Annotated in this window: 21 protein-coding genes; 17 read left to right on the top strand and 4 right to left on the bottom strand. The window is 71.2% G+C overall.

The annotated features are described in order from the left end of the window. Positions 1-215 precede the first annotated feature (215 nt). The 12 genes from AC060K_RS07065 to AC060K_RS07010 all read left to right on the top strand — a co-directional run bounded on the left by AC060K_RS07065 (position 216) and on the right by AC060K_RS07010 (position 10165). A complete protein-coding gene (locus AC060K_RS07065; protein ID WP_483764717.1) occupies positions 216-1304 on the top strand; it encodes a hypothetical protein in 1089 nt (362 codons plus the stop codon). Positions 1305-1541: 237 nt separating this feature from the next. Then, positions 1542-2489, top strand: coding sequence for a bifunctional DNA primase/polymerase (locus AC060K_RS07060; RefSeq protein ID WP_483764716.1), 948 nt, complete (start codon positions 1542-1544; stop codon positions 2487-2489). After that, a complete protein-coding gene (locus AC060K_RS07055; RefSeq protein ID WP_483764715.1) occupies positions 2486-2827 on the top strand; it encodes a hypothetical protein in 342 nt (113 codons plus the stop codon). The genes AC060K_RS07060 and AC060K_RS07055 overlap by 4 nt, the downstream gene beginning before the upstream one ends. Further along, on the top strand, positions 2824-3726 hold the full coding sequence (locus AC060K_RS07050) for a hypothetical protein (RefSeq protein ID WP_483764714.1): 903 nt from the start codon (positions 2824-2826) through the stop codon (positions 3724-3726). Before AC060K_RS07055 ends, AC060K_RS07050 begins: the two co-directional genes overlap by 4 nt. Continuing rightward, on the top strand, positions 3719-4741 hold the full coding sequence (locus AC060K_RS07045; protein WP_483764713.1) for a ParB N-terminal domain-containing protein: 1023 nt from the start codon (positions 3719-3721) through the stop codon (positions 4739-4741). The genes AC060K_RS07050 and AC060K_RS07045 overlap by 8 nt, the downstream gene beginning before the upstream one ends. Beyond that, the gene (locus AC060K_RS07040) at positions 4738-5415 is read left to right on the top strand and encodes a hypothetical protein (RefSeq protein WP_483764712.1); all 678 of its coding nucleotides are present in this window, start codon (positions 4738-4740) and stop codon (positions 5413-5415) included. Before AC060K_RS07045 ends, AC060K_RS07040 begins: the two co-directional genes overlap by 4 nt. 7 nt (positions 5416-5422) lie before the next feature. After that, the gene (locus AC060K_RS07035; RefSeq protein ID WP_483764711.1) at positions 5423-6598 is read left to right on the top strand and encodes a M23 family metallopeptidase; all 1176 of its coding nucleotides are present in this window, start codon (positions 5423-5425) and stop codon (positions 6596-6598) included. After that, a complete protein-coding gene (locus AC060K_RS07030; protein WP_483764710.1) occupies positions 6595-6801 on the top strand; it encodes a hypothetical protein in 207 nt (68 codons plus the stop codon). The genes AC060K_RS07035 and AC060K_RS07030 overlap by 4 nt, the downstream gene beginning before the upstream one ends. Further along, positions 6798-7064, top strand: coding sequence for a DUF6112 family protein (locus tag AC060K_RS07025; RefSeq protein WP_483764709.1), 267 nt, complete (start codon positions 6798-6800; stop codon positions 7062-7064). Before AC060K_RS07030 ends, AC060K_RS07025 begins: the two co-directional genes overlap by 4 nt. Positions 7065-7080: 16 nt before the next feature. Continuing rightward, positions 7081-7359, top strand: coding sequence for a DUF6112 family protein (locus AC060K_RS07020; RefSeq protein WP_125777997.1), 279 nt, complete (start codon positions 7081-7083; stop codon positions 7357-7359). Between the two features lie 2 nt (positions 7360-7361). Beyond that, a complete protein-coding gene (locus tag AC060K_RS07015) occupies positions 7362-8699 on the top strand; it encodes a conjugal transfer protein TrbL (protein ID WP_483764812.1) in 1338 nt (445 codons plus the stop codon). Next, positions 8696-10165 carry an SCO6880 family protein gene (locus AC060K_RS07010; RefSeq protein ID WP_483764708.1) on the top strand — a complete coding sequence of 490 codons (1470 nt, stop codon included), beginning with the start codon at positions 8696-8698 and terminating at the stop codon, positions 10163-10165. Before AC060K_RS07015 ends, AC060K_RS07010 begins: the two co-directional genes overlap by 4 nt. Positions 10166-10169: 4 nt before the next feature. Here the strand turns inward: AC060K_RS07010 and AC060K_RS07005 are convergent, their stop codons facing one another. Next, positions 10170-11333, bottom strand: coding sequence for a hypothetical protein (locus AC060K_RS07005; RefSeq protein ID WP_483764707.1), 1164 nt, complete (start codon positions 11331-11333; stop codon positions 10170-10172). A gap of 155 nt (positions 11334-11488) precedes the next feature. Between AC060K_RS07005 and AC060K_RS07000 the strand changes: the two genes are divergently transcribed. From AC060K_RS07000 to AC060K_RS06980, 5 genes are all read left to right on the top strand, one after another. Next, positions 11489-12334, top strand: coding sequence for a hypothetical protein (locus tag AC060K_RS07000; protein ID WP_483764706.1), 846 nt, complete (start codon positions 11489-11491; stop codon positions 12332-12334). A gap of 44 nt (positions 12335-12378) precedes the next feature. Further along, on the top strand, positions 12379-12858 hold the full coding sequence (locus AC060K_RS06995; RefSeq protein ID WP_483764705.1) for a hypothetical protein: 480 nt from the start codon (positions 12379-12381) through the stop codon (positions 12856-12858). Next, positions 12855-14312, top strand: coding sequence for an ATP-binding protein (locus tag AC060K_RS06990; RefSeq protein WP_483764704.1), 1458 nt, complete (start codon positions 12855-12857; stop codon positions 14310-14312). Before AC060K_RS06995 ends, AC060K_RS06990 begins: the two co-directional genes overlap by 4 nt. Positions 14313-14475: 163 nt before the next feature. Then, positions 14476-15567 carry a hypothetical protein gene (locus tag AC060K_RS06985; protein WP_483764703.1) on the top strand — a complete coding sequence of 364 codons (1092 nt, stop codon included), beginning with the start codon at positions 14476-14478 and terminating at the stop codon, positions 15565-15567. 34 nt (positions 15568-15601) lie between these two features. Continuing rightward, complete coding sequence (locus AC060K_RS06980; RefSeq protein ID WP_483764702.1) at positions 15602-16135, top strand: hypothetical protein; 534 nt, start codon at positions 15602-15604, stop codon at positions 16133-16135. Between the two features lie 283 nt (positions 16136-16418). On the opposite strand, the gene AC060K_RS06975 is transcribed toward AC060K_RS06980, so the two are convergent. Genes AC060K_RS06975 through AC060K_RS06965 form a run of 3 tightly spaced genes read right to left on the bottom strand, consistent with a single transcriptional unit; the run spans position 16419 to position 20610 of the window. Then, positions 16419-18512, bottom strand: coding sequence for a WD40 repeat domain-containing protein (locus AC060K_RS06975; protein WP_483764701.1), 2094 nt, complete (start codon positions 18510-18512; stop codon positions 16419-16421). Then, a complete protein-coding gene (locus tag AC060K_RS06970; protein WP_483764700.1) occupies positions 18509-20302 on the bottom strand; it encodes a S1 family peptidase in 1794 nt (597 codons plus the stop codon). Before AC060K_RS06970 ends, AC060K_RS06975 begins: the two co-directional genes overlap by 4 nt. Beyond that, positions 20299-20610: a CU044_2847 family protein gene (locus tag AC060K_RS06965; protein WP_483764699.1), complete on the bottom strand. Its 312-nt coding sequence runs from the start codon at positions 20608-20610 to the stop codon at positions 20299-20301. The genes AC060K_RS06970 and AC060K_RS06965 overlap by 4 nt, the downstream gene beginning before the upstream one ends. Positions 20611-20614 lie beyond the last annotated feature (4 nt).

Raw genomic sequence — 20614 nt, 5'->3', positions numbered from 1 at the left:
CCCTTCGACCGCTACACAGACCGAGCGCGTAGACGACTCGACCGGGTAACCACCCCGCTGCCACTGGCGGCCGGTGACGGACGTGCTCGCCCGTTCGCCAACCAGTACATTCCTGACATGGGTCTACCAGCAGGAAGCACGACCGTCCCGAGCGGCTCGCGGATCAGTTCGAACCGGGGCGGGCTGACGATGGCGACCGTCAGGATGATTCGCTCGTGAGCACATTGCCGCTCACAGAGCCGGACTTCGGTCTTGTCTGGCCGCGGGATCTCTTTGTCGCGGAACTCCAAGCGATCCTGGCCCGACCCGACAACGGTGCGGGGGCCGTGGGCGAACTGCTTCTCGAGGAGGCCTTCGCAGGGTCGAGCCCGGTTGAAGCCTTCAGAGCGAGTGAGTGGGGAGGCCGTCGGGTTCTTGCCGAACTTGCTGGTCGGCACGACGAGCTGCGAGAGGCGCGCGCGTCACGACCGCGGTACTACATGGAGCGCCGTCAGGGGCTACCGTCCAGCCACGCTCCCGACTGGGCCGGAGCCAAGCGCAGGTTCTCAAGAATCGTGCAGCAACTCGACGCAAGAGGCTACTTCGACCGCGCGTGGGGAATCGACTGTGTCGATGACCAGCGTGACTTGCGTGGCCCGGTCGACACGATCGAAGACGCGCTCGGCGTGCCGGACGTCGACCCGTTGCGCGACGCCACCACGTGGGAGCCGGACGTCTTCCTCTCCGTCGTGGAGGTTCTGCACGACCTCGTCGCGCGCCCGAGGAACGTGGAGCGCTACCACTCCTTCAGCGACTGCGGACGGCACCACTCCGAGCCTGTCGTTGGGGTCGGGCAAGCCGTATTCCGCATGGAGGTGAACCGACTATTCGCGGACCGCGGGCTTCCCTTCCGAATCGCCGACAGCGGGGAGGACGTCGGTCGGGTGGTCGGGTACTCCGACGACGCCAGGGAGACCCTCATGCAGAGCGCGATCGAAAGCGCCCGACCCGGGGAGCGGTCTGCTCTGGAGCACGCGATCGCCCTGTTCCGCTCCCGGAGCGCGGATCGTGAGGCGAAGCGCTCAGCGGTTAGCGCTCTCGCGCGGATCCTCGAGGAACACCGCAAGCTGCTCAAGGACACGCTCTTCAGCAAAGACGAAGGCGCCCTGTTCCAGATCGCAAACGAGTTCGACGTGCGCCACCGGCGCGAAGGGCAGCGTAGCGAGTACGACGTCGTCTTCCTCGACTGGATGTTCTGGTGGTACTTGGCCACGATCGAACTGATCACGCAGGTCGTAGGCCGTCAGCCTGACAGCACCTCATAGCAGCGACGCACCACGGCTCCGCACCTGCGACGTCTTGCAGCGATCGGCATGCCGAGCGCGCATCGCCCCTGGACCCTCGGCGTGCGCGCCTGCGGTCCCTTTACTTCGGGCTGAGGCACGTCGTCCGACCCTCGGCGTGCCATCGCGTTTTTGACCTGCGGCTACGACTGAGGCGCGTTTTCAATGCGCGGTTTCGCGCGCGCGATTGGCTCGATTCCCGGGCGTCAGCGTGGTGGCATGGACACCCGCCAGCCCGCAGGACTCGACCACCGCGCCAGCGGCTTGGTCGCTGCGTTTACTGCGCCGACAGTGGCCGAGACGGTCCGGCTCCTGACCCGTGCCGGGGTGCCGGTCTTCCCCTACGTGCCGCAGACCAAGCGGCCGGCGACGGAGCACGGGTTCCATGACGCGACGACGGACCTGGTCGAGGTCGCCCGGTGGTGGCGTACCTGGCCGGAGGCGAACGTCGCGATCCCGACCGGTGCCGCCTCGGGGTGGGACGTCGTGGACGTGGACGTCCACGACGACGAGTCCATCGGCCGGGCGGCGTTCGCCCAGGCCGTCCAGCGGGGCCTGTCGGCGAGCTGGGCGCTGCTGGTCCGCACGCCCTCGGGTGGCTTGCACGCGTGGTTCCCGAACGTGAGCCGGCAGTCCTGCTGGCAGGTGCCGGGCAGGCATGTCGACTTCCGGACCGACGGCGGCTACGTCGTCGTGCCGCCGTCGAGGGTCGCCTACGAGGACGGTTCATCGGGCCGCTACGAGGTGGTCGAGGTTGCCAGTCACGCTCCCGGCCCGGTCGACGGGCGGGCGCTGCGCGCCTTCCTCGATCCGCGCGACGACGTGGCCGCCTTCCCCCGGACCGCTCCGTGGAGCGTCCGACAGGGGGCTGACCCGATCAGGCTCGCGGACTGGGTCGCTTCCCGGCCGGAGGGCGGACGCAACGCCGGCCTCTTCTGGGCGGCATGCCGCCTGGCCGAGCACGGGCACGACTTCGGCACCGCACTGTCCACGATCGGCAACGCCGCCCTGCACGCGGGACTTGGTGCCCGCGAGACCGAGGCGACGATCCGGTCGGCGTTCCGACGCGCTACGCGCGCCGCACACCCGGTCCCTGACCGGGCCGGTTCCCTGCATCCTCCGGGCGGCGGGCGCCGCCTGGACCCTCCTGAGGTGGCGATCTCATGAACGACCAGCACACCCCGGTCTCCCGCACCGGGATCTCGAAGGCGTCGGTCCCGGACGGGCCGAACCCGTTCGCCGTCCACGGCGACCCGTCCGGGCGGCGCGACGCCGCGCCCGGCAGCGAGGACAGCCGCCGGTTGCGGTGGGCCCGGGTCACCGACCTGCACCACGATCCGAAGGTCGTCGGCGGCTTGGTCCGCGGCGTCGACCTGTACGGGCACCTGCTGCGGGGCATCCGCCGGGCTCCGGTCCGTGCCGCCAAGGCTGCTGCCCGCGGTCTGGCTGGCCCAGCGCACCGTGCCGCACGTGCTGCGACCCGGCAGGAGGTCGAGCCGTCATGACCGCGCTCGCCGATACCACCACGCCCCAAGTCGGCACGCCCCTGGTGCCCAGCCGGGTTCCCGATCGTGGGCGCGAGCCGTGGTTCGCCAGCCCGCACGGCATCCGGCGTCTGCTGCTGGACGTCTACCGGGTGGGCTGGCGCACGCAGCCGGACGTCCCGGCGCTGCTTGCGTACTGCCAGGAGAAGTACGAGCTGCTGGCGCGCCGGTACGGGCAGACGGCCGGGGATGCCGCTGTGGCGGCGTTCGAGGTGCTTCGCCTACCGAGCACGCTGGACGCCGACGACCCGTGGGCTGTGGTCACCCGGGCGGTGCAGCGCACGATGCAGGCCGCCGACCGTGCGGACCGCCTGCTCTGCTCGGTCGACCACGCCCGCCGCTCGATGGACCTGGACCATCACGTCGAGCGGTTCAGCGACCTGACCGAGGACATGGCGATCCCTGTCGCCGTCGAGCGAGCCGCGGGACTCGCGCAGGCGGGCACAACAGGACGGGAACCGGCGCACCTCGTGCCGGGCGCGGCCTCCGCACGGGACTCCCTCACGAGCAGGGATGTGCGGCTCGGGATGATCACCGCCCGCACCATGCTCTCGATGGCGGGCTGGTATCCCGAGGACGCGCGTGTGGTCATCGAGTACGTCTGTCACGGCTTGTCCGAGCACGGCAACCCGGTCTCTGCCCTGGACGCGCTGCGCCGGGACATCACTCCCCTGCACCTGCTGGACATCAGCCACCGTGCGTGGACCGACCTGTGCCGGGCACTGCTCGGTGAGCCCGGGCGCCCGGGCCTGCTGGAGCGCGCGGTCCTCGGCGCACGCCCGGTGCTGCTCCTGGCGGACGCCCGCCTGATGGCGGCGCTCGGCCGCACGGCACCAGCGCAGGGGGTGCGTCATGCCTGAGGCCCGGGAGCGGATCGGCGCGCTGTCGGTCGCCGTGGACTCGATCGTCGTCGGGGTCCGGCACCGCACGGACGTCGGCGACCTCGACGCGCTGGCCGCGTCGATCGCGAAGCTCGGGATGCTGCAGCCGATCACGATCACTCCGGCGCGGGTCCTGGTCTGCGGGTGGCGACGGCTGGAGGCGGTCAAGCGCCTGGGATGGGACGAGGTGCGTGTGTGGGTCCGTTCCGGGCTGTCCGACGAGGCCGGGCGCCTCCTGGCCGAACACGACGAGAACACCCTGCGCCAGGCCTACACCCCCTCCGAGCAGGCCACCTTGTACCGGGAGCTCAAGGAGGTGCTCGCCGGGGAGGCCCGTCGCCGTCAGGAGGCCTCCAGGTTCCGCCGCGAGCCCGGCGGCTACAGCGGTGACACTGGCGCCACGGAGACGGACACTTCGACCATTCCGGGACTCGTTGATTCAACGGGACCGGAGGCACTCGCCAGCCGTGGTGACACCCGGGACCAGGCCGCGATGCTCGCGACCGGCCGGAAGTCGTGGCAGGCGCTCGAGCGCATCGGCAAGCTCATGGACCTCGCCGTCGAGCCAGGTATCCCGTCCGCGGTGCGTGACCTCGCCGTGGACGCCGTGAACCGGATCGAGGGCGGCGGGAAGGTCGCCCCCGAGTGGGACGCCGTCCAAGCCGCCTTGCGCGAGCACGGCGAAACCACCGATTCCGCTGCACACGGCAACTTGGCGCCCGAACCGAGCGAGCCCGTCGCTGCGCGTCCGGTCAGCCTCTATGCGCTGCGGACGTGGGCGGCGACGTGGGAGGGCGTCTCCCAGCTGCTCGACCGGCACGACCCGGCGATCCTCGGACCCGCCCTGCCGCCGGACGACTGGAAGGCGATCTGCGACATGCGCCAGCGGCTGGACACGACGGTCGAGCAGATGCGCGCGGCCCGCGAGAACTCCACGACCGAGAGCACCGCCGTGCCGCTCGCGCCGGTCATCGCGATCGGAGCCCGGTCATGAACCGGGCGATGCCCGAGCGGTGGCGCCTCGCGGTCATGGTCCTTGCCGCAGGAGCCGTGGTCGTTGCGGCGCTGCTGCATCTCGTCCTGGGCGGGCTGCAAGCCGGACCGGCCGGGTCTTCCTCGACCGCGGCATCAACGCCGAAAACCACACGGCCGACGGCGCCAGCACCGACGCCCCACGCCAGCCACGACGACCCGGATACGAACACGGCCCGGCAGGCGGAGGGGTTCGCGCGGCGGGCCGTGTCGATCGTCTTCGACTGGGACACGACCGCCGACACGCCGGAGTCGGTCACCAGCCAGCTGCTGGCGGTCGCCGACCCGACCGGTGAGGAGACCCCCGGTCTGCTCACGGACCTGTCCGCGTACCTGCCCGACGAGGCGTGGTGGCAGCGGCTGCGCGAGTACGAGACACGCCAGTGGCTGGACGTCGACGTCGCCGAGGTCCCGGCCGCGTGGTCCGCGGCAGCAGGAACCGGACAGCTGCGCGACCTGCGGCCCGGGACCACGGCCGTCACCGTCCGGGGAGTCCGTCACCGATCCGGCACGGTCGCAGGACGCACCCAGGCCACGACGCACCCGGTCGTTCTCACAGTGTTCGTGCTGTGCGAACCGGCCACAGACGACTGCCGGCTGCTGCGCCTGGGCGCACCCGGCAAGGTCCTGGAGTGAGGCCACCATGCGAAAGTTCCTCTCCTATCTGGTCTTCCCGGTCCTGCTGCTCGGGCCGACCGTCGGCCTCGTCATCATCACGATCGTCAGCGCCATGGCCCGCCCGGCGGCCTGCGCGCCGGCCGTGACCACCGTCCCCGAGACCCTGACCGCGACGACGGCCAACGGCATCACGGTCCGGCTCGACCAGGTCCAGCTCACCCACGCCGCGACCATCGTGCGGATCGGCGCCGCGACCGACGGGGTGGGGCGCGACGCCGTCGTGATCGCTCTCATGGCGGCGCTGACCGAGTCGCGACTGCGGATGCTCGCCAACACCGTCTACCCGGACTCGGCGACCTACCCGCACGACGGCGTCGGGCACGACCACGACTCCCTCGGCCTGTTCCAGATGCGCCCAGCCGCCGGATGGGGCTCGGTCGCCGACCTGATGGACCCGGTGTACCAGGCCCGAGCGTTCTTCGGCGGCCCCACCGGCCCGAACGACGGCTCTCCTCGCGGGCTGCTCGACATCCCTCGCTGGGAGTCGATGCCCAAGGGCGCCGCGGCGCAGGCCGTCGAGGTCTCCGCCTACCCCGACCGGTACGCCGCCTACGAGCCGGTCGCCGAAGCGATCCTGACCGCACTGACCACCCCGACGGACGCAGCATCCCAGGCTTCCACGCCGGCCGTGGTTTCGGATGCCGCACCCGCAACAGCCCTGGCATCCGCCATCGTGTTCCCGCTACCCGAGGGGAGCTGGCGGCGGGTCTCCGGGTACGGGCACCGGGTCCACCCCGTCTACGGGACCACGATGCTGCACGCCGGGGTCGACTACGCCGCCCCGGCCGGGACACCGGTCCTGGCGCTGGCCGACGGGATCGTCACCCACGTGCTGCGCGACGAGCGCGGCGGGAACGTCGTCGTCCTCCTGCACTACATCGGCGGCGAGATGTTCGAGACGGCCTACGCCCACCTCCAGGACGGGTCGGTCACCGTCCAGGTCAACGATGTCGTCGCGGCCGGTGAGCAGATCGCCGCCGTCGGCTCGACCGGCGCGGCAACCGGCCCACACCTGCACCTCGAGGTCCACCCCGGCGGGTGGTACTCCCCCACGGACCCCGAGCCGTGGCTCGCCGCCCATGGCCCGGAGCACCTGACGAACGCCGCCCCGGCGGCCTGCTCGACCGGAGGATCCCGATGAACACGAACACCACGACAGCCGGCGAGCACGACGGCGCCACCGTCCGGCTGAGCGCGGACGACGCGCTGTTCGGGCTCGAGCTCCACCACGGTAAGGACGGGTGGACCGCCACCACGACCGGGCCGCACCTGCCGCCCGGCGAGCTCACCGGCGTGACCTACCAGCCCGAAACGGAGTCCAAGCCTCGCGGGGCCCGGACATGAGCGCCGTCAGGCCGGACTTCTCCGCCGTCGCCGGGACCGGGTTCGGCGAGGTCGTCGGCGCGCTGCTGACGTTCACGCTCCTGACCGCAATCGCGGTGCTCATCGCCTCGGCGATCACCTGGGCCGTCGCGGCCTCCGCAGGCAGCTGGCAGACCGTTGCCAAGGCCCGCACCGGAGTCCTCGTCGCCCTCGGTGGCGCTGCCCTGGCGGGAGCCGCCCTCGGCTGGGGCACCTGGCTCCTCAAGCTCGGCAACCACCTCTGAAACGGAAGGCCCGACCATGAACACGGCAATCAACATCGACCCGAACACCAACGGCCTGCCCGGCATCGGCGCCCTCCAGACGATCGTCGGCGCTCTGATGACCGTCGGCCTGATCTGCGCGGTCCTCGGCGTCATCATCTCGGCGATCGTCTGGGCGCTCGGAGCCAACTCGTCCAACCCGCAGCTCGCCGGCCGCGGCAAGACCGGAGTGCTCGTGGCGCTGGGCGCCGCGATCATCTGCGGCGCCTCGGTGACCGCGGTGAACTTCTTCTGGTCCGTCGGGCAGTCGGTGTGACCATGGTCTGCGCCGACCCGATCACCGCCGTCGTGTGCCAGCAGGCCGCCGAGCACACGCAGTCCGCCGTCGGCGGCATCCTGGCCGATCTCGCGGAGGTCATGGGCGATGCGGCCTCCTGGCTCATCACGAACCTCTGGACGGTGTTCGACGCGACCACCGCCGTCGACCTGACCAGCGACCGGTTCACCCGTGTCTACGGTCTGGTCTTCGGTGTGGCGGTCTTCCTCATGCTCGCGTTCTTCCTGCTCCAGGTCATCACGGGGATGCTGCGCAGAGAGCCTGGGGCCCTGGCCCGGGCGGCCGGGGGGCTGGCCAAGAGCGCGCTCGGCTCGTTCGCCGTCGTCGCGCTGACCGGCACGCTGCTGGAGATCACAGACCAGGTCTGCCTGGGCGTCGTGGCTGCGGCGGGCACCACGATGGACGACCTCGGCGCCGACCTGGCCCTGGTCGGGGTGTCGACGACGCTCGCCACGGGGTTGCCCGCCGTCGGCCCGCTCCTGGCGCTTTTCCTCGCGGGCCTGGCGGTCTCGGCCGCGTTCATCCTGTGGATCTCCCTGCTGGTCCGCAAGGCGCTGCTGCTCATGGCGGTCGCCCTGGCACCCCTGGCGCTGGCCGGGGCGTCCTGGGACGCGACCCGCGGGTGGGTGTCGAGGTGGGCGCAGTTCGTCGTCGCCCTCATCCTGTCCAAGCTGGTCGTCGTGGTGGTGTTCCTGCTCGCCACCTCGCTGATCACCACGCCGATCGACGGCGACCTCGCGGTGCTGTCGGAGAAGCTGACCGGCGTCGTGCTCCTCGCGGTGGCCGCGTTCGCGCCCTACCTGACCTACAAGGCGATCAACTTCATGGGGTTCGACATGTACCACGCGATGTCGATCGAGCAGGAGAGCAAGGCCGCACTCAACCGGCCCGTCCCGATCACCGCGGGCGCCGCCGTGGCCGGAGGCGCCGCGGCACGCAACATCCCCAAGGTCCTCGGGCCCGACGGCGGCGCGGCCGGCACCTCGAGCGGGCGCGCCGCGTCCCCGACGGTCGGAGCGTCGGCGGGCCGTGCGGCTGGTGGTGCTACCGGAGCAGCGAAGGCTGGAGCCATCGGAGCAGGCGCTGCCGTCGCGGTACCACTCGTCCTCGGCGCGCAGGCCGCAAAGACAGCCACCACGGCGGGCCCACGCGCCGGTGCCACGATCGGCCAGGCCGCCGGCCAGCAAGCGGACCACGCATCCGCCAGCAGCCCGCCCCCGCCCGCTCGTACCGCGCGACCCTCGCCGGGCGGGCCACCGGCCGCACCACCCGTGCGTGAGGTACCGACGGTGCTCAAAAACCAGGGAGGCAAGCGATGAGCACGCACGCGACAGCCGCGACGTCGAGCACCGCCCTGGCGCCGGTGAAGTTCTCCCGCCTGTCCAGGCGGGCGCTGCTGCTGGGCCTGACCTCCGGTCAGGTCACATGCCTCGCCGCGGGGGTCGTGCCGTTCATCGCCGCCGTCTACCTCGGCGCAGGCATGCTCCTGATGGTGCTGCCATGGACGCTGGTCGCCTGCGCGGTCGCGCTCGTGCCCGCCGGTGGCCGGTTCGTCGTGGACTGGCTGCCGATCGTGGCCGCCTGGACGTGGCGGAGGCTGACCGGCCACCTGGAGTTCCACGCCAGGATCGACCGGCCGCGCCCGGCCGGGACGCTCGCGCTGCCGGGTCGGGCTGCGGCTCTGCGGCTCGTCGAAGACGCGCTCACCGGCGCCGCGCTCGTCCACGACCCTCACGCCGCCACCCTGACCGTCACGGTCCCGGTCTCCTCAGCCGGGTTCGGCCTGCAGGATCCGGCCGATCAAGCACGTCGTGTTGCCGCCTGGGGGCGGGTCCTGGCAACAGTGTGCCGGTCCGGGCGCATCGCGGCCCTGACCGTGACCGAGCGGACCCTGCCCGGCTCGGGGGCATCGCTCACCGAGTGGTGGCAGTTCAGCGGAACCGACGATGATTCTCTGCCCGCCCGGATCTACGGCGAGCTCATCGAACGCGCCGGCCCGACCGCCGAACGACACGAGACAACCATCGCCCTGACCCTCGACCTCAAGGCAGCGACCTCCGCCGTCCGGGCCGCTGGCGGAGGCCTCCCCGGCGCCGTAGCCGTCCTGCGCCAGGAGAGCCAGACCCTGTCGACCGCGCTACGGGCCGCCGACCTCACCCCATCCCCGCCGCTCAATCCTGCCGCCCTCGCTTCGCGGCTGCGGACCGCCTACGACCCGAGCACCAGACCCATCCTGGAACGCAACCCGAAGGCCGGACGGGACCTCGCGACGGCCGGGCCGGTCGGGGTGAGCGAGACGTGGGGCCAGCTCCGGTCCGACGCCTCGTGGCACGCGACCCTGTGGATCTCGCAGTGGCCGCAGACCGCGACCCACCCGGGATTCCTCGCCCCGCTGATCCTGACCAGTGGCGTCCAGCGCACCCTCACCATCCGTTGGGAACCGGTCCGCGCCGACGTCGCCGCACGCGACCTACGCCGCAAACGGACCAGCCACATCACCGAAGCCGCCCAACGCGCCAAGGTCGGTCAGATCGACGACGCCACCCAGACCGCCGAGTACGACGACGTCCTGGCCCAAGAGGCGGAACTCGCCGCCGGGCACGGCGTCCTGCGAGCGATCGGGCTCATCACCGTCACCGCGGCCGACGCCGAGCAGCTCGAGCACGACGTCGCCGCCGTCGAGCAGACCGCGATCCAGGCCGGGTGCGAGACCCGTCGGCTGTGGGGGCAGCAATCGGCCGGCTTTCTCGCCTCGCTCGCGGTCGCCACGTGCAGGGTTCGGTAATTGATCAGGCCTCGGCAGGCTCGATCGGTCGGCGTAGCACGACGGGCAACAGGGTGAGATGAGTGGGTCGTTGCTCGTCACCACTTGCGCTGACCTGGTAATCGCCCCGGCGCTCTGGCTCGTGGTCGTCGAGCACGCGGATGATCCGTGGATGATCCCGAACGGCGGCGTGGGCCTTGGCGATGATCGCCGTGGCATCAGCGGGCTGGTCGATGAACACTACGAGCGCGATCCGGGACTGTCGCCAGAGGGTGTACCGGGTCAGGAGCTGGTCCAGGCCGGACTTCAGCGCAGCCTGTCCCTTCCAGATCTTGCACTCCCCGACGAAGGCGTCGCGGTCACGCCATCGCAGCAGGAGGTCGCTCTTGCCGTCTCCAATAAAGGTCTCGCCGGTCACGTGCCCCTGATAAGTCGCGTTAAGGATGCAGAGGATGACGTCGCGCACAGTCTCCTCATCGTGACCGACAAGCCGGCCGGCCGCGGCGGGCATACGTTCGAGGGAGCGGCCGAACGACGCGATCGTCTCCGTAACGCCCTCAGCGAGCTCGTCGGCTAGGACCCATTCGTGTCGTCCTGTTGCCGCAGCGAGAGCAGTCATCGACAGCGGAGCCGGCCGCGCAGGGATGAGCCGGGTCGACGCCGAACTCTTCTCCAGTGGAATGTTCAGCGCGGCCAGTGCGCCACGGAGCGTCCGTGTCGTCTTCCATCGGGGTTCGAGAACAGCAAGGGCCGCCTCCGCGATGGCGGCGCGGTCGCTCTCGATCTCTTGATTCACCGCCCGGACCTCGGCCTCGAGCCGGACTTCGACTTCAGCCAAGTACTTGCTCAGATGGTCTGCAGCAAGCTCGGCATCGTCATTGAACTGCAAGAAGACCAGCAACTCGTGCTGGTCACCATTGGACCTGCTGCCAAACTGGATCCGGCGCGTCAGCCGCGCCAGGGCGCCAGTGCACGGGTAGCGCAATTCGACCGTACGCCCCCGCTGCTGCGCGTACCGGCCGACGTAGTCCATCACGACCGGCAGAGGCGCGACAGCCGCCATGATCTCGGCGAGCAGCGTCTCTAGTGGTTCGACAGCCAGGCGCTCGTCCGCGATTGACCTCGCCCGCACCCGCGCCGGCTCCCACCGATGGTCGTTGATCGGATCTGTCGCTGTCGCGTCGGCCACTGTTGGACCTTAGCCCGTCCCAATGTTCCGCTCCGAGCCCGCTCGCGCTTCGCAGCCGGGATCGAGCGGCGGACGATGCGTAAGCAGTTCGACAGTCGCCCTGGGCCCGACCTCAGCTAACGGTATGGGGCGCGCACCTGCGTCCCATGAGCACCATGGAGTTCTCTCGAACCGTCCGGGCTGCGGGGACGCTGCGTCTGGAACTGTGGCACTCGGGCCGAGAGCCTGAGCCGCTCCCGGACCGCGGGTTCCGGCAGTCGTACAGCTACCGGATCACCGACACCTCTGATCCGTCGCATCGACCCGTCGAGGGGTCGGACCTGCGGTCGGGTGTCGGGGACCGGCCGGACGTCGATGCGATGCTCCGCACCCTGGCGTCGTTCCTGGTCGCGGCCGGGGAGGCGTACGAGCACACGCTCCGCTCCCCGGGGACGCCGTCGGACAACATCGACTTGTTCCCCGGCTGGGTGCCCGAGGCCGCCTACGTGAACTTTTACGAGCTGGCGATGCTCGCGATCGAGCTCGAGGCGTCCCAGGACCCGGAATCGGAGTACGCCCAGGCCTACGAGGTCGACGAACCAGAGGCCGCGTGGCCGCCTGCGCGCTGGTGGGACGTCGTGTTCCTCCAGGGCGACGAGGGATTCGACGTCGTCGACATGATCGACACGCGGGGTGTGGACGCCGCGATCGAGTACCTGTCGCAGTGGGACTCTCCCGACGAGACCCGCAACGCCGCGCTGTTCAACGGGCATGTCTACGACGAGCCGCCCGCGCATGCCGGTGACCGGACCGCAGAGTCGGGCCCGTACGTCCTGGTCTGGAACCCGGGGCTCGGGCACGTCAACCTGCTGCGCCGTTTCGAGGCGAGTGACGAGCGACCCGCCTGGTGGCCCGACCGCACATCGCGACTCTCGCCGGTGACACCGGGCGAGGTCGTCCCCGACCCGCCCGCCAGACGCCAGATGGACCGCCCCAGTGAGCCCGACGGGCCGGCCGCGTAGCTCGGTCGGCCCCTGCCTGCCACGAGACCTGTGCGAGGAACCTCATGTCGACCATCAGCGATCACGTGACGGGCGCCGAGCTGGCGCGCGAGTCCGTCCGCGCCTTGGTGCGCGCCACGATCCGTTTCGACCGGCCTGATGACCGTGGTAGCGGGACGAACGGACCGCCGGAGCATCTCGAGGACACCTACGGGGCGCTGGGTGACGTGCTCGCCCTGATCCGGTCGCTGTCCCAGGTGGTCCAGCAGATTGGGGCGGCCCATGACCGCAACGCCGACCGCGCCCGTGTCGGCGATGACCCGGCACGCGGCCGGGCCGCTGTCGGGGCCGTCCACGCGGGCGTCCTCAACGCTCTCCTCATGCTTGAGCACGCCCACCGCAGCCTCGACACAGCAATGACCCAGTCGAGCCGGATCACCTGGCTACCGCCCGCACCGCCGCCGCAGCCACGTTCACAGCAGACCCCTCCCGGGCCGTCCCCGTCGTCGCATCGTCCCGTCACGCAGGATGGGCCAGACCTGTGAACGAGCAGGAGCGACACCATGTCGCCGCCTTCCTGACCCCGCCGAGGCAGTCCCTGGCCGAACGGCAGGCCCGGCGCCAGGCTGTCAGGGTGCTGCAGGCGCGCGGGTCTGCGGAACCAGCCCGGACCCGGTCCGAGCCGGCCCGCTACCTGCCGCGCACCGGTGAGCCAGGACCGGCCGCGCTGCGGTCTCCGATCGGGCTGCGGGTCCCCCGGCATCAGGACACCTCGGCGACCTGGTCGGCCGCCTACCCCTTCCTCGCGGGCAGCGGGCTGGAGGCCGACGGGGTGTTCATCGGGCAGGACGTCACCACGGGGGCGTCGTTCACGTACGACCCGTGGGTGCTCTACCAGCGGGGTCGGATCACCGCCCCGAACGTCGTGGTCGCCGGCATCGTCGGCGCCGGAAAGTCGGCCCTGGCCAAGGCGTTGTACCTGCGATCGCTCGCCTTCGGTCGGCGCGTCTACGTGCCGTGCGACCCGAAAGGCGAGCACACCGTCATCGCCGAGGCCGTCGGCGGCAGGGCCATCCAGCTCGGACCTGGCATGCCCACCCGCCTGAACCCGCTCGACCCGGGCCGGCGACCCACGTCAGTCACCAACGAGCAGTGGACCGCACAGGTCCGCGCACGCCGCCGAACCCTGCTCGGCGCGCTCGCCGAGACGACGCTCGGCCGGGCACTGTCTCCGGTGGAGCACACCGCGATCGACGTCGCCCTGACGGCCGCGGTCCAGGCGTCCGACGACGTGCCGGTGCTACCGCAGGTCGTCGACCTCCTCCTGCGTCCCGACCGGGCAGACGACCCGGACTCCAGGCTCGTAGAGGACGGCAGGCCCGTCGCGCACGCGCTGCGTCGGATGGTCGCCGGGGACCTCGCCGGGATGTTCGACGGCCCCTCGACCGTCGCGTTCGACCCCAGCCTGCCGATGCTGTCCATGGACCTGTCGCGCGTCGCGGAGAACGCCGCAGCCCTGTCGATCCTCATGACCTGCGCCTCGGCCTGGATGGAGACCGCGCTCGCCGACCCCGACGGCGGACAGCGCTGGGTCGTCTACGACGAGGCCTGGCGCCTCATGGCCCACCCGGCACTGCTGCGACGGATGGACACCCAGTGGCGTCTGGCCCGCCACTACGGCATCGCGAACCTGCTCGTGTTCCACAAGCTGTCCGACCTGGACAACGTCGGCGACCAAGGCTCGGCCGCCCGCGCCACCGCCACCTCGCTCCTGGCCAACGCCGAGACGCGGATCATCTACCGGCAGGAGACCGACCAGCTCGGCCCGACCGCAGCCGCCCTCGGGCTGACCGCGGCCGAGACCGCCCGGCTGCCACACCTGGGTCTGGGCGAAGGGTTGTGGAAGATCGGCGGCAAGGCTTTCCATATCGCCCTTCAGCTGCATGACACCGAGCTGGCGCTGTTCGACACCGACGCTCGCTACAGCGCTCGCGCGTAGACCGCGACGCCGGGGTGTCGGCCGCGCCGGCTCCGGGCGTTCCCGCCGGCAACGAGCGTCGCACCAGTACGCCGCCCCGCATCCCCGCCTCGCGCGACAGGGCACGCACACCTGCCCAGTACGCGCCCCACAGGAGGGCGATCTCGGGAAGGAGCCGGTCACGATGGAATCGAAGGCTCGCGGAATCGGCGCATACGTCGCCAGACTCCCGTTCGTCGTCGGGCACCAGCTGTCCGACGAGCATGTAGTACTTGGGGCGTTCGACAAGACGGCCCGGTCCATCGTGCATGGCGCACTCCAGTGGGACGACCCCGTGCCGGACACGGTGATCGCCCAGGCGATGGCGGACTACATGTCCCGGGCGCTGCGCGAGGAAACGGTCGACCGGATCGTCGTGGTCGGGTACGGGCCCGACGGGCCGGGCCGCGCCACGCTGCTTGCCGACCACCTCACCCGGACGATGGATGTGGCGACCATGGTCCTGCACGTGGACGGCAGCACCTGGCGCCGCCACACCCCCGGCGGATGGACCCCGCCGCAGCAGATCCCGGACGGCGCGGTTGACATGGTGGCGCGGGGACGACCCGCACCCGCCGCGTCGCGGCAGGACCTCATGGACTCGGTCACCCCGCTCGAGAACCCCCTGTTCGAGCCCCTGGACCCGGACAAGGCACGAGAGCTCGCGGACCTGTCGCCCGTTCAGCGGCTGAGCGTGGCCGTGGGTGCGATGGAGGCCCTGGCCGCCGGAAGGACCGACGATCCGGGACGGATGCAGACACTCGCTCACGCCGTGACGTCGGACTCTGTCCTGCGCGAGGCCGTCATCGCGCACACCATCGCCGACAAGGTCCACGACGGGCACGTCGACGCGCTCGTCCGCACCTTCCGCGCGGCGCCACGGGACCTGCGGCCGACGCTCGCACTGACGGCTGCGGCAGCGGCCTTCCTTGCCGCATGGCACCCGCCTCTCGTCTGGGGTCTGCTCAACCACGCCGACCCCGAGGCGAACCTCACCTACCTCCTGACCCGCTCCCTGGAGGAAGGGGCCAAACCCCAACGCTTCCGCCCCGTGCTCATCGAGGCGGCCCGCGACGACATCGACCACGCGCAGCAGGCCTGGGAGGCGGACCACCCCGGCGCACCGCAAGACCCTGCTCCGCGGCCCGCGCCCGACCGCCTGGATCCGCAGCACCAACCTGCGCCCGCCAGCCAAGAACAGGTCCGACGGACGATGCCGGACAGCCCGGGACTGTGAGCCCGGCGCGGAGCCGTAGAGGGGAGGGTTCGACGTGGTGATGGATCGCCGTACGGCGCTGCGAGCCGACCGCGCTGAGGCACTGACGCTCGGCGTCAAGGGCAGCGGGCCGGCGGCCGAGCGTCTGAGACTGGCCGTGGCGCGGCGCATCAGCCGAGAGCACGCAGCGGTCGAGAGCGCGGCCTACGGACGGGCTGCCGAACGCCGCGATCCGATCGAGCCTGAGGTCCCGTGCCCATTCGGGCTGTTCGAGCTGATCGAGGCGAAATGCAGCATCCAACGGGTCGTGGACGGACCCGACTTCGCCCACAAGGTCATGCGTCATATGGGACGCAGCTGGCGCGAGGTGATCATCTCGGACGAGGACGGAGTCCGATGGGACAAGCTCTCCCCGACGCTCGAGGACTACCGCGCCGCGGCACACGAGACTGCCCGGATCCGCGCCGTGCTCCGGGCCCGCGGACTCGTCGCGCCACCCGGCCCAGGCCGTCGGGTACCGGTCGGGTTCTCCGACCCAGCGCGCAGGCCGGTCGAGCGCACCGGGCCACGGATCGAGCCTCCCTTCTGATTCCTCGGACCCACCGCACCCGCGGCTCGGGTCGTGACTGTGGGAGAACCCCCGGTGGCCGTCACGGCGACAACCCGTCCCTCGAACTCGGCTCGTACTTCCGGCGGCCTGCACGCTGGCAGGAGCGAGGCAGCGGGCGAGTTCGATCGGCACGCAGTCGTTCGCCGGGCGTTCCTATCCGGGTCGGCGCAGCGACAGACAGCGGCTGTCCACGTGCTTGCGAGGGTGCGGTAGCGCGACCTTCGGCATGCCACTCACGTGGTCGGGGTTCGGGGCCGCATGATCACCTGCGGGTGATCAGGTCCCAGTCGATGCGGAGGGTGAGGACGCCGCTATCGAGGCCGAGGACGACGCCGTCCGAGGTAGGGGCGATGGCGCGGGCTGTGCTCGGGAGGTGGGTGGTGTGCCGGCCGGGGCCGTCGACCTCCCACAGGCGCAGAGTCCAGTCCTCGCTGACGGAGGCGATCCAGAACGAGCCCGCCTGGTTCTCCAGGAGCGTGATGGTCCATACCGCGTTGGTGTGTCCTTCAAGGGTGTGGTGGGTGGCGGTGCCGGGGTCCCAGATCCGGACCGACCCGTCGTAGCCGCCGGAGACGATGCGTCCGTCCGGCAGGACGGCGACCGCGGTCACCGCGCTGGTGTGTCCTTCGAGAGTCTGGTGGGTGGCGGTGCCCGGGTCCCAGACCCGGACCGTCCGATCGTCACTGCCGGTGACGATGCGTCCTTCGGGCAGGACAGCGACCGCGTGCACCCCGCCGGTGTGTCCTTCGAGGCTGTGGTGGGTGGCGGTGCCCGGGTCCCAGACCCGGACCGTCTTGTCGTTGCTGCCGGTGACGATGCGTCCGTCGGGCAGGACGGCGACCGCGGTCACCGCGCCGGTGTGTCCTTTGAGAGTCTGGTGGGTGGCGGTGCCCGGGTCCCAGACCCGGACCGTCCGATCGTCACTGCCGGTGACGATGCGTCCGTCGGGCAGGACGGCGACCGCGTACACCCCGCCGGTGTGTCCTTCGAGAGTCTGGTGGGTGGCGGTGCCCGGGTCCCAGACCCGGACCTCCTCGTCGCCGCTGCCGGTGACGATGCGTCCGTCGGGCAGGACAGCTACCGCGTACACCCCGCCGGTGTGTCCTTGGAGGGTGTGGGTGGCGGTGTCCGGGTCCCAGACCCGGACCGTCCCGTCACTGCTGCCGGAGGCGATGCGTCCGTCGGGCAGGACGGCGACCGCGTACACCCCGCCGGTGTGTCCTTCGAGAGTCTGGTGGGTGGCGGTGTCCGGGTCCCAGACCCGGACCGTCCCGTCGCCGCTGCCGGTGACGATGCGTCCGTCGGGCAGGACGGCGACCGCGTACACCCCGCCGGTGTGTCCTTCGAGAGTCTGGTGGGTGGCGGTGCCCGGGTCCCAGACCCGGACCGTCCGATCGTCACTGCCGGTGACGATGCGTCCGTCGGGCAGGACAGCGACGGCGTGCACCCCGCCGGTGTGTCCTTGGAGGGTGTGGTGGGTGGCGGTGTCCGGGTCCCAGACCCGGACTGTCTTGTCGTTGCTGCTGGTGACGATGCGTCCGTCGGGCAGGACAGCGACGGCGTACACCCCGCCGGTGTGTCCTTGGAGGGTGTGGGTGGCGGTGTCCGGGTCCCAGACCCGGACTGTCTCGTCGTCGCTGCCGGTGACGATGCGTCCGTCGGGCAGGACCGCGACCGCGTTCACCCAGCCGGTATGTCCTTCGAGAGTCTGGTGGGTGGCGGTGTCCGGGTCCCAGACCCGGACCGTCCCGTCACTGCTGCCGGAGGCGATGCGTCCGTCGGGCAGGACGGCGACCGCGTACACCCCGCTGGTGTGTCCTTCGAGAGTCTGGTGGGTGGCGGTGTCCGGGTCCCAGATCCGGACCGTCTCGTCGTCGCTGCCGGTGACGATGCGTCCGTCGGGCAGGACGGCGATCGCGGTCACCCAGCCCGTGTGGCCAGTCAGCGTGAGGAGTTCCTGAGACGGGCTTGTAGCAGACCAACTCACGGACAGTGGATGCCGGTCTCGCATATAGAAGGGGTCCCCGAGCCGCTGCGTGGCCTCGACCATCGCGAAGGCCTCGCCCCGGCTGACCGCGTCGAGGTCCGCCGCGACCGGCGTGAGGCCCAGGAGCCGGTACCGGTCGCGGAGCGGCCCGGTGGGTATTGTCTGCAGGGTTCCGCGGAAGCGGCGCAGGTCCGCATGCAGGAGGAACTCGGCGTCGCCGAGCAGCTCGTCGCTCAGGCCGGCGGCCGCCGCGTGGTAGCCGAGGGACCGCTTGAGGTAGTCGGGCGCGTCGGACCAGCCGGTGGACCGTGCCTGCTGGAGGAAGGCGGCCGTGAGGCGTTGCTGGTCGCGTACGTTCCCGTCGGTCACCGTCGGGCCTCCCGGAGGGTCTCGTTGAGCGCTTCGTGGAACAGTCGGTACGCAGGGTCGCCGCGGGTGGCCTCGACGAGGAAGTTCGCGGCGGAGCCTTTGACGAACTGGTCCAGCACCGTGCGGCTGATCTCGCGCTCGAACAGGGCGTGGACGGCGACCTGCCACAGGTCCAGCGGAAGGCCGGGGGCCTCTGCGTAGGCGAGCGGGGTGAGCAGGTCTTGGGCGCTGAACCCGTCGACGTCGTCGATCCGGTCGAGGTATTCCTGGAGCGCGCGTCCTACGGCGTCCGAGCCCGGGTCGAACCGGAGATCGTCCGCCTGGACGGGTTGGGGGTCGAACTGCCCGTGGCTGTGGGAGAGGAGGCCGGCCACCAGGAAGTTGCGCCCCGCGAGCTCCGCGATCCGGGCCGCGACGGGGTAGGCGACCGTGACGTCGGCGTACGCGGTCGACCTGTCGGTCCCTGCGAGCTGGAGGTTGGCCAGGGCGTACTGGACGAGGTCGCCGAGCTCGAAGTACTCGGGCAGATCGAGGTCGACCACGACGCGGTGGGCTTGTGGTCCGAACCGGGCGAGGAGGTCGCCGTCGTCGTCCCGGCGCCGGGTGCCGGCAAGCACCCGGATCGGGGCGTCCGGTCCGGTGGCGGTCTCCGAGAGCGGGCGCAGCACTTCGTCGATCAGGCGGTGAGCATCGGTCGACTCGTCGATCGCGTCGACCACGACAGTGAACGGGCGAGGGGCTTCTGCCAGGCCGTCGGCGATGCTCTGGCCGAGCTCGCGGAGATCGGCCGGGACGTCGACGAACGCGGCGGCGGCGACGCGTTCGGCGACCTCGCGCGGGGTGCGTGACTTCGCGTGCACCGCGACGGCGACCGAACCGGCCGGGGCGAGGACCCCGCCGTCGTCGGGCAGAAGGGTGCGGAGTAGCGGGTCGGCCGTCGTGACGACCCGGCCCACCACGGCGGACTTCCCCACCCCGGGCGAGCCGGTCACCAGCAACGGGCGCCGGTCCGCCTGATCGAGCCAGTCGTTGATGCATTCCAGAGCGGCGCGCCGCCCCTGGAACCGGTGCCCCTTCTCCCCGCTGGTCCGCACGCCGCGCGCGCGGGCGTCCCAGTGGGAGACGTAGTCCGGGTCGGCGGTCACCTTCCAGGCGTGCAGCGCGACGTCATCGGCGCCGACGATGCCACCTTCGGCGACCCGCTGGAGCTGGGCGGGGAAGCGCTTGGCGGCCTCGAACACGGTGATCGCGCGAACCTCGTCGTGGTCGGACTTCTGCACGGTGATCGCCACGACGGCCTCAGCATCCGTGGACCAGATGCCTGCCCCGGAGAACCCGGGGGTCACGGGGCGTGAGCCCGGGTCGGTCGCCAGTCGGACCCTGCCGGAGCCGATCGGGCCCTCGACGGTTCCGGTTGCCGCGTGCCCGTCCCGGTCGTCCCGTCCGCCGCTGCTGCTGACCGGATACCCCCACGTGCGCCACTCGCCGGCGATCTCCGCCTGCCGGCGCGCCCGGATCCGGACGGGGGTCACGGGAGCGTCGGCGTTGAGCTCGAGGAGTGCGACGTCCGACGGCCCGGCGGCCTGGTGCACCTCGACCTCGAGCTCGACGTCCCAGTCCTCCTCGTGGTGCGGGAACGTCACGACGAGCGGCGTCTCGACCTGGTCCACGACGTGACGACATGTGATCAGCAGGGTCGGCGTGACCAGCGTCGCCGATCCCTTCTGTTCCCTGGCGCCGGGCTCACCCGACCAGACGATCGCCACCCACGGCGGCGGCCACGTCGTCATTCGGCAGCGGCGGGAGCGGCGGCCTTCCAGAGCAGCCGCACCTGGAGGGTGCCCTCGGTCGCCGCCTTGGCCACGATCCAGTTCGCCTTGCCCGACGCCTTGACCGAGAACGTCACCTCCGCCTCGTCCGGGCGTGCGTCCTGCAGCATGTCCAGCACCGCCTTGGCGGCCTCGACAGCGGGCTTGGTGGCATCAATCAGCCGCCCGGCGACGTCGCGGGCGCCGACGTCGGTCGGCCCGAGATCCGGGTCGACCTCGAACTGCACCTTCGTGCCGTCGTCCAGCGTGTACGTCGCGAGCTGCGTCATCGGA

The sequence above is a fragment of the Antribacter sp. NEAU-D49 genome (genome assembly GCF_057158775.1).
Note: the sequence above shows the minus strand (reverse complement) of the source record. Positions and strands in the feature narration are given on the sequence as shown.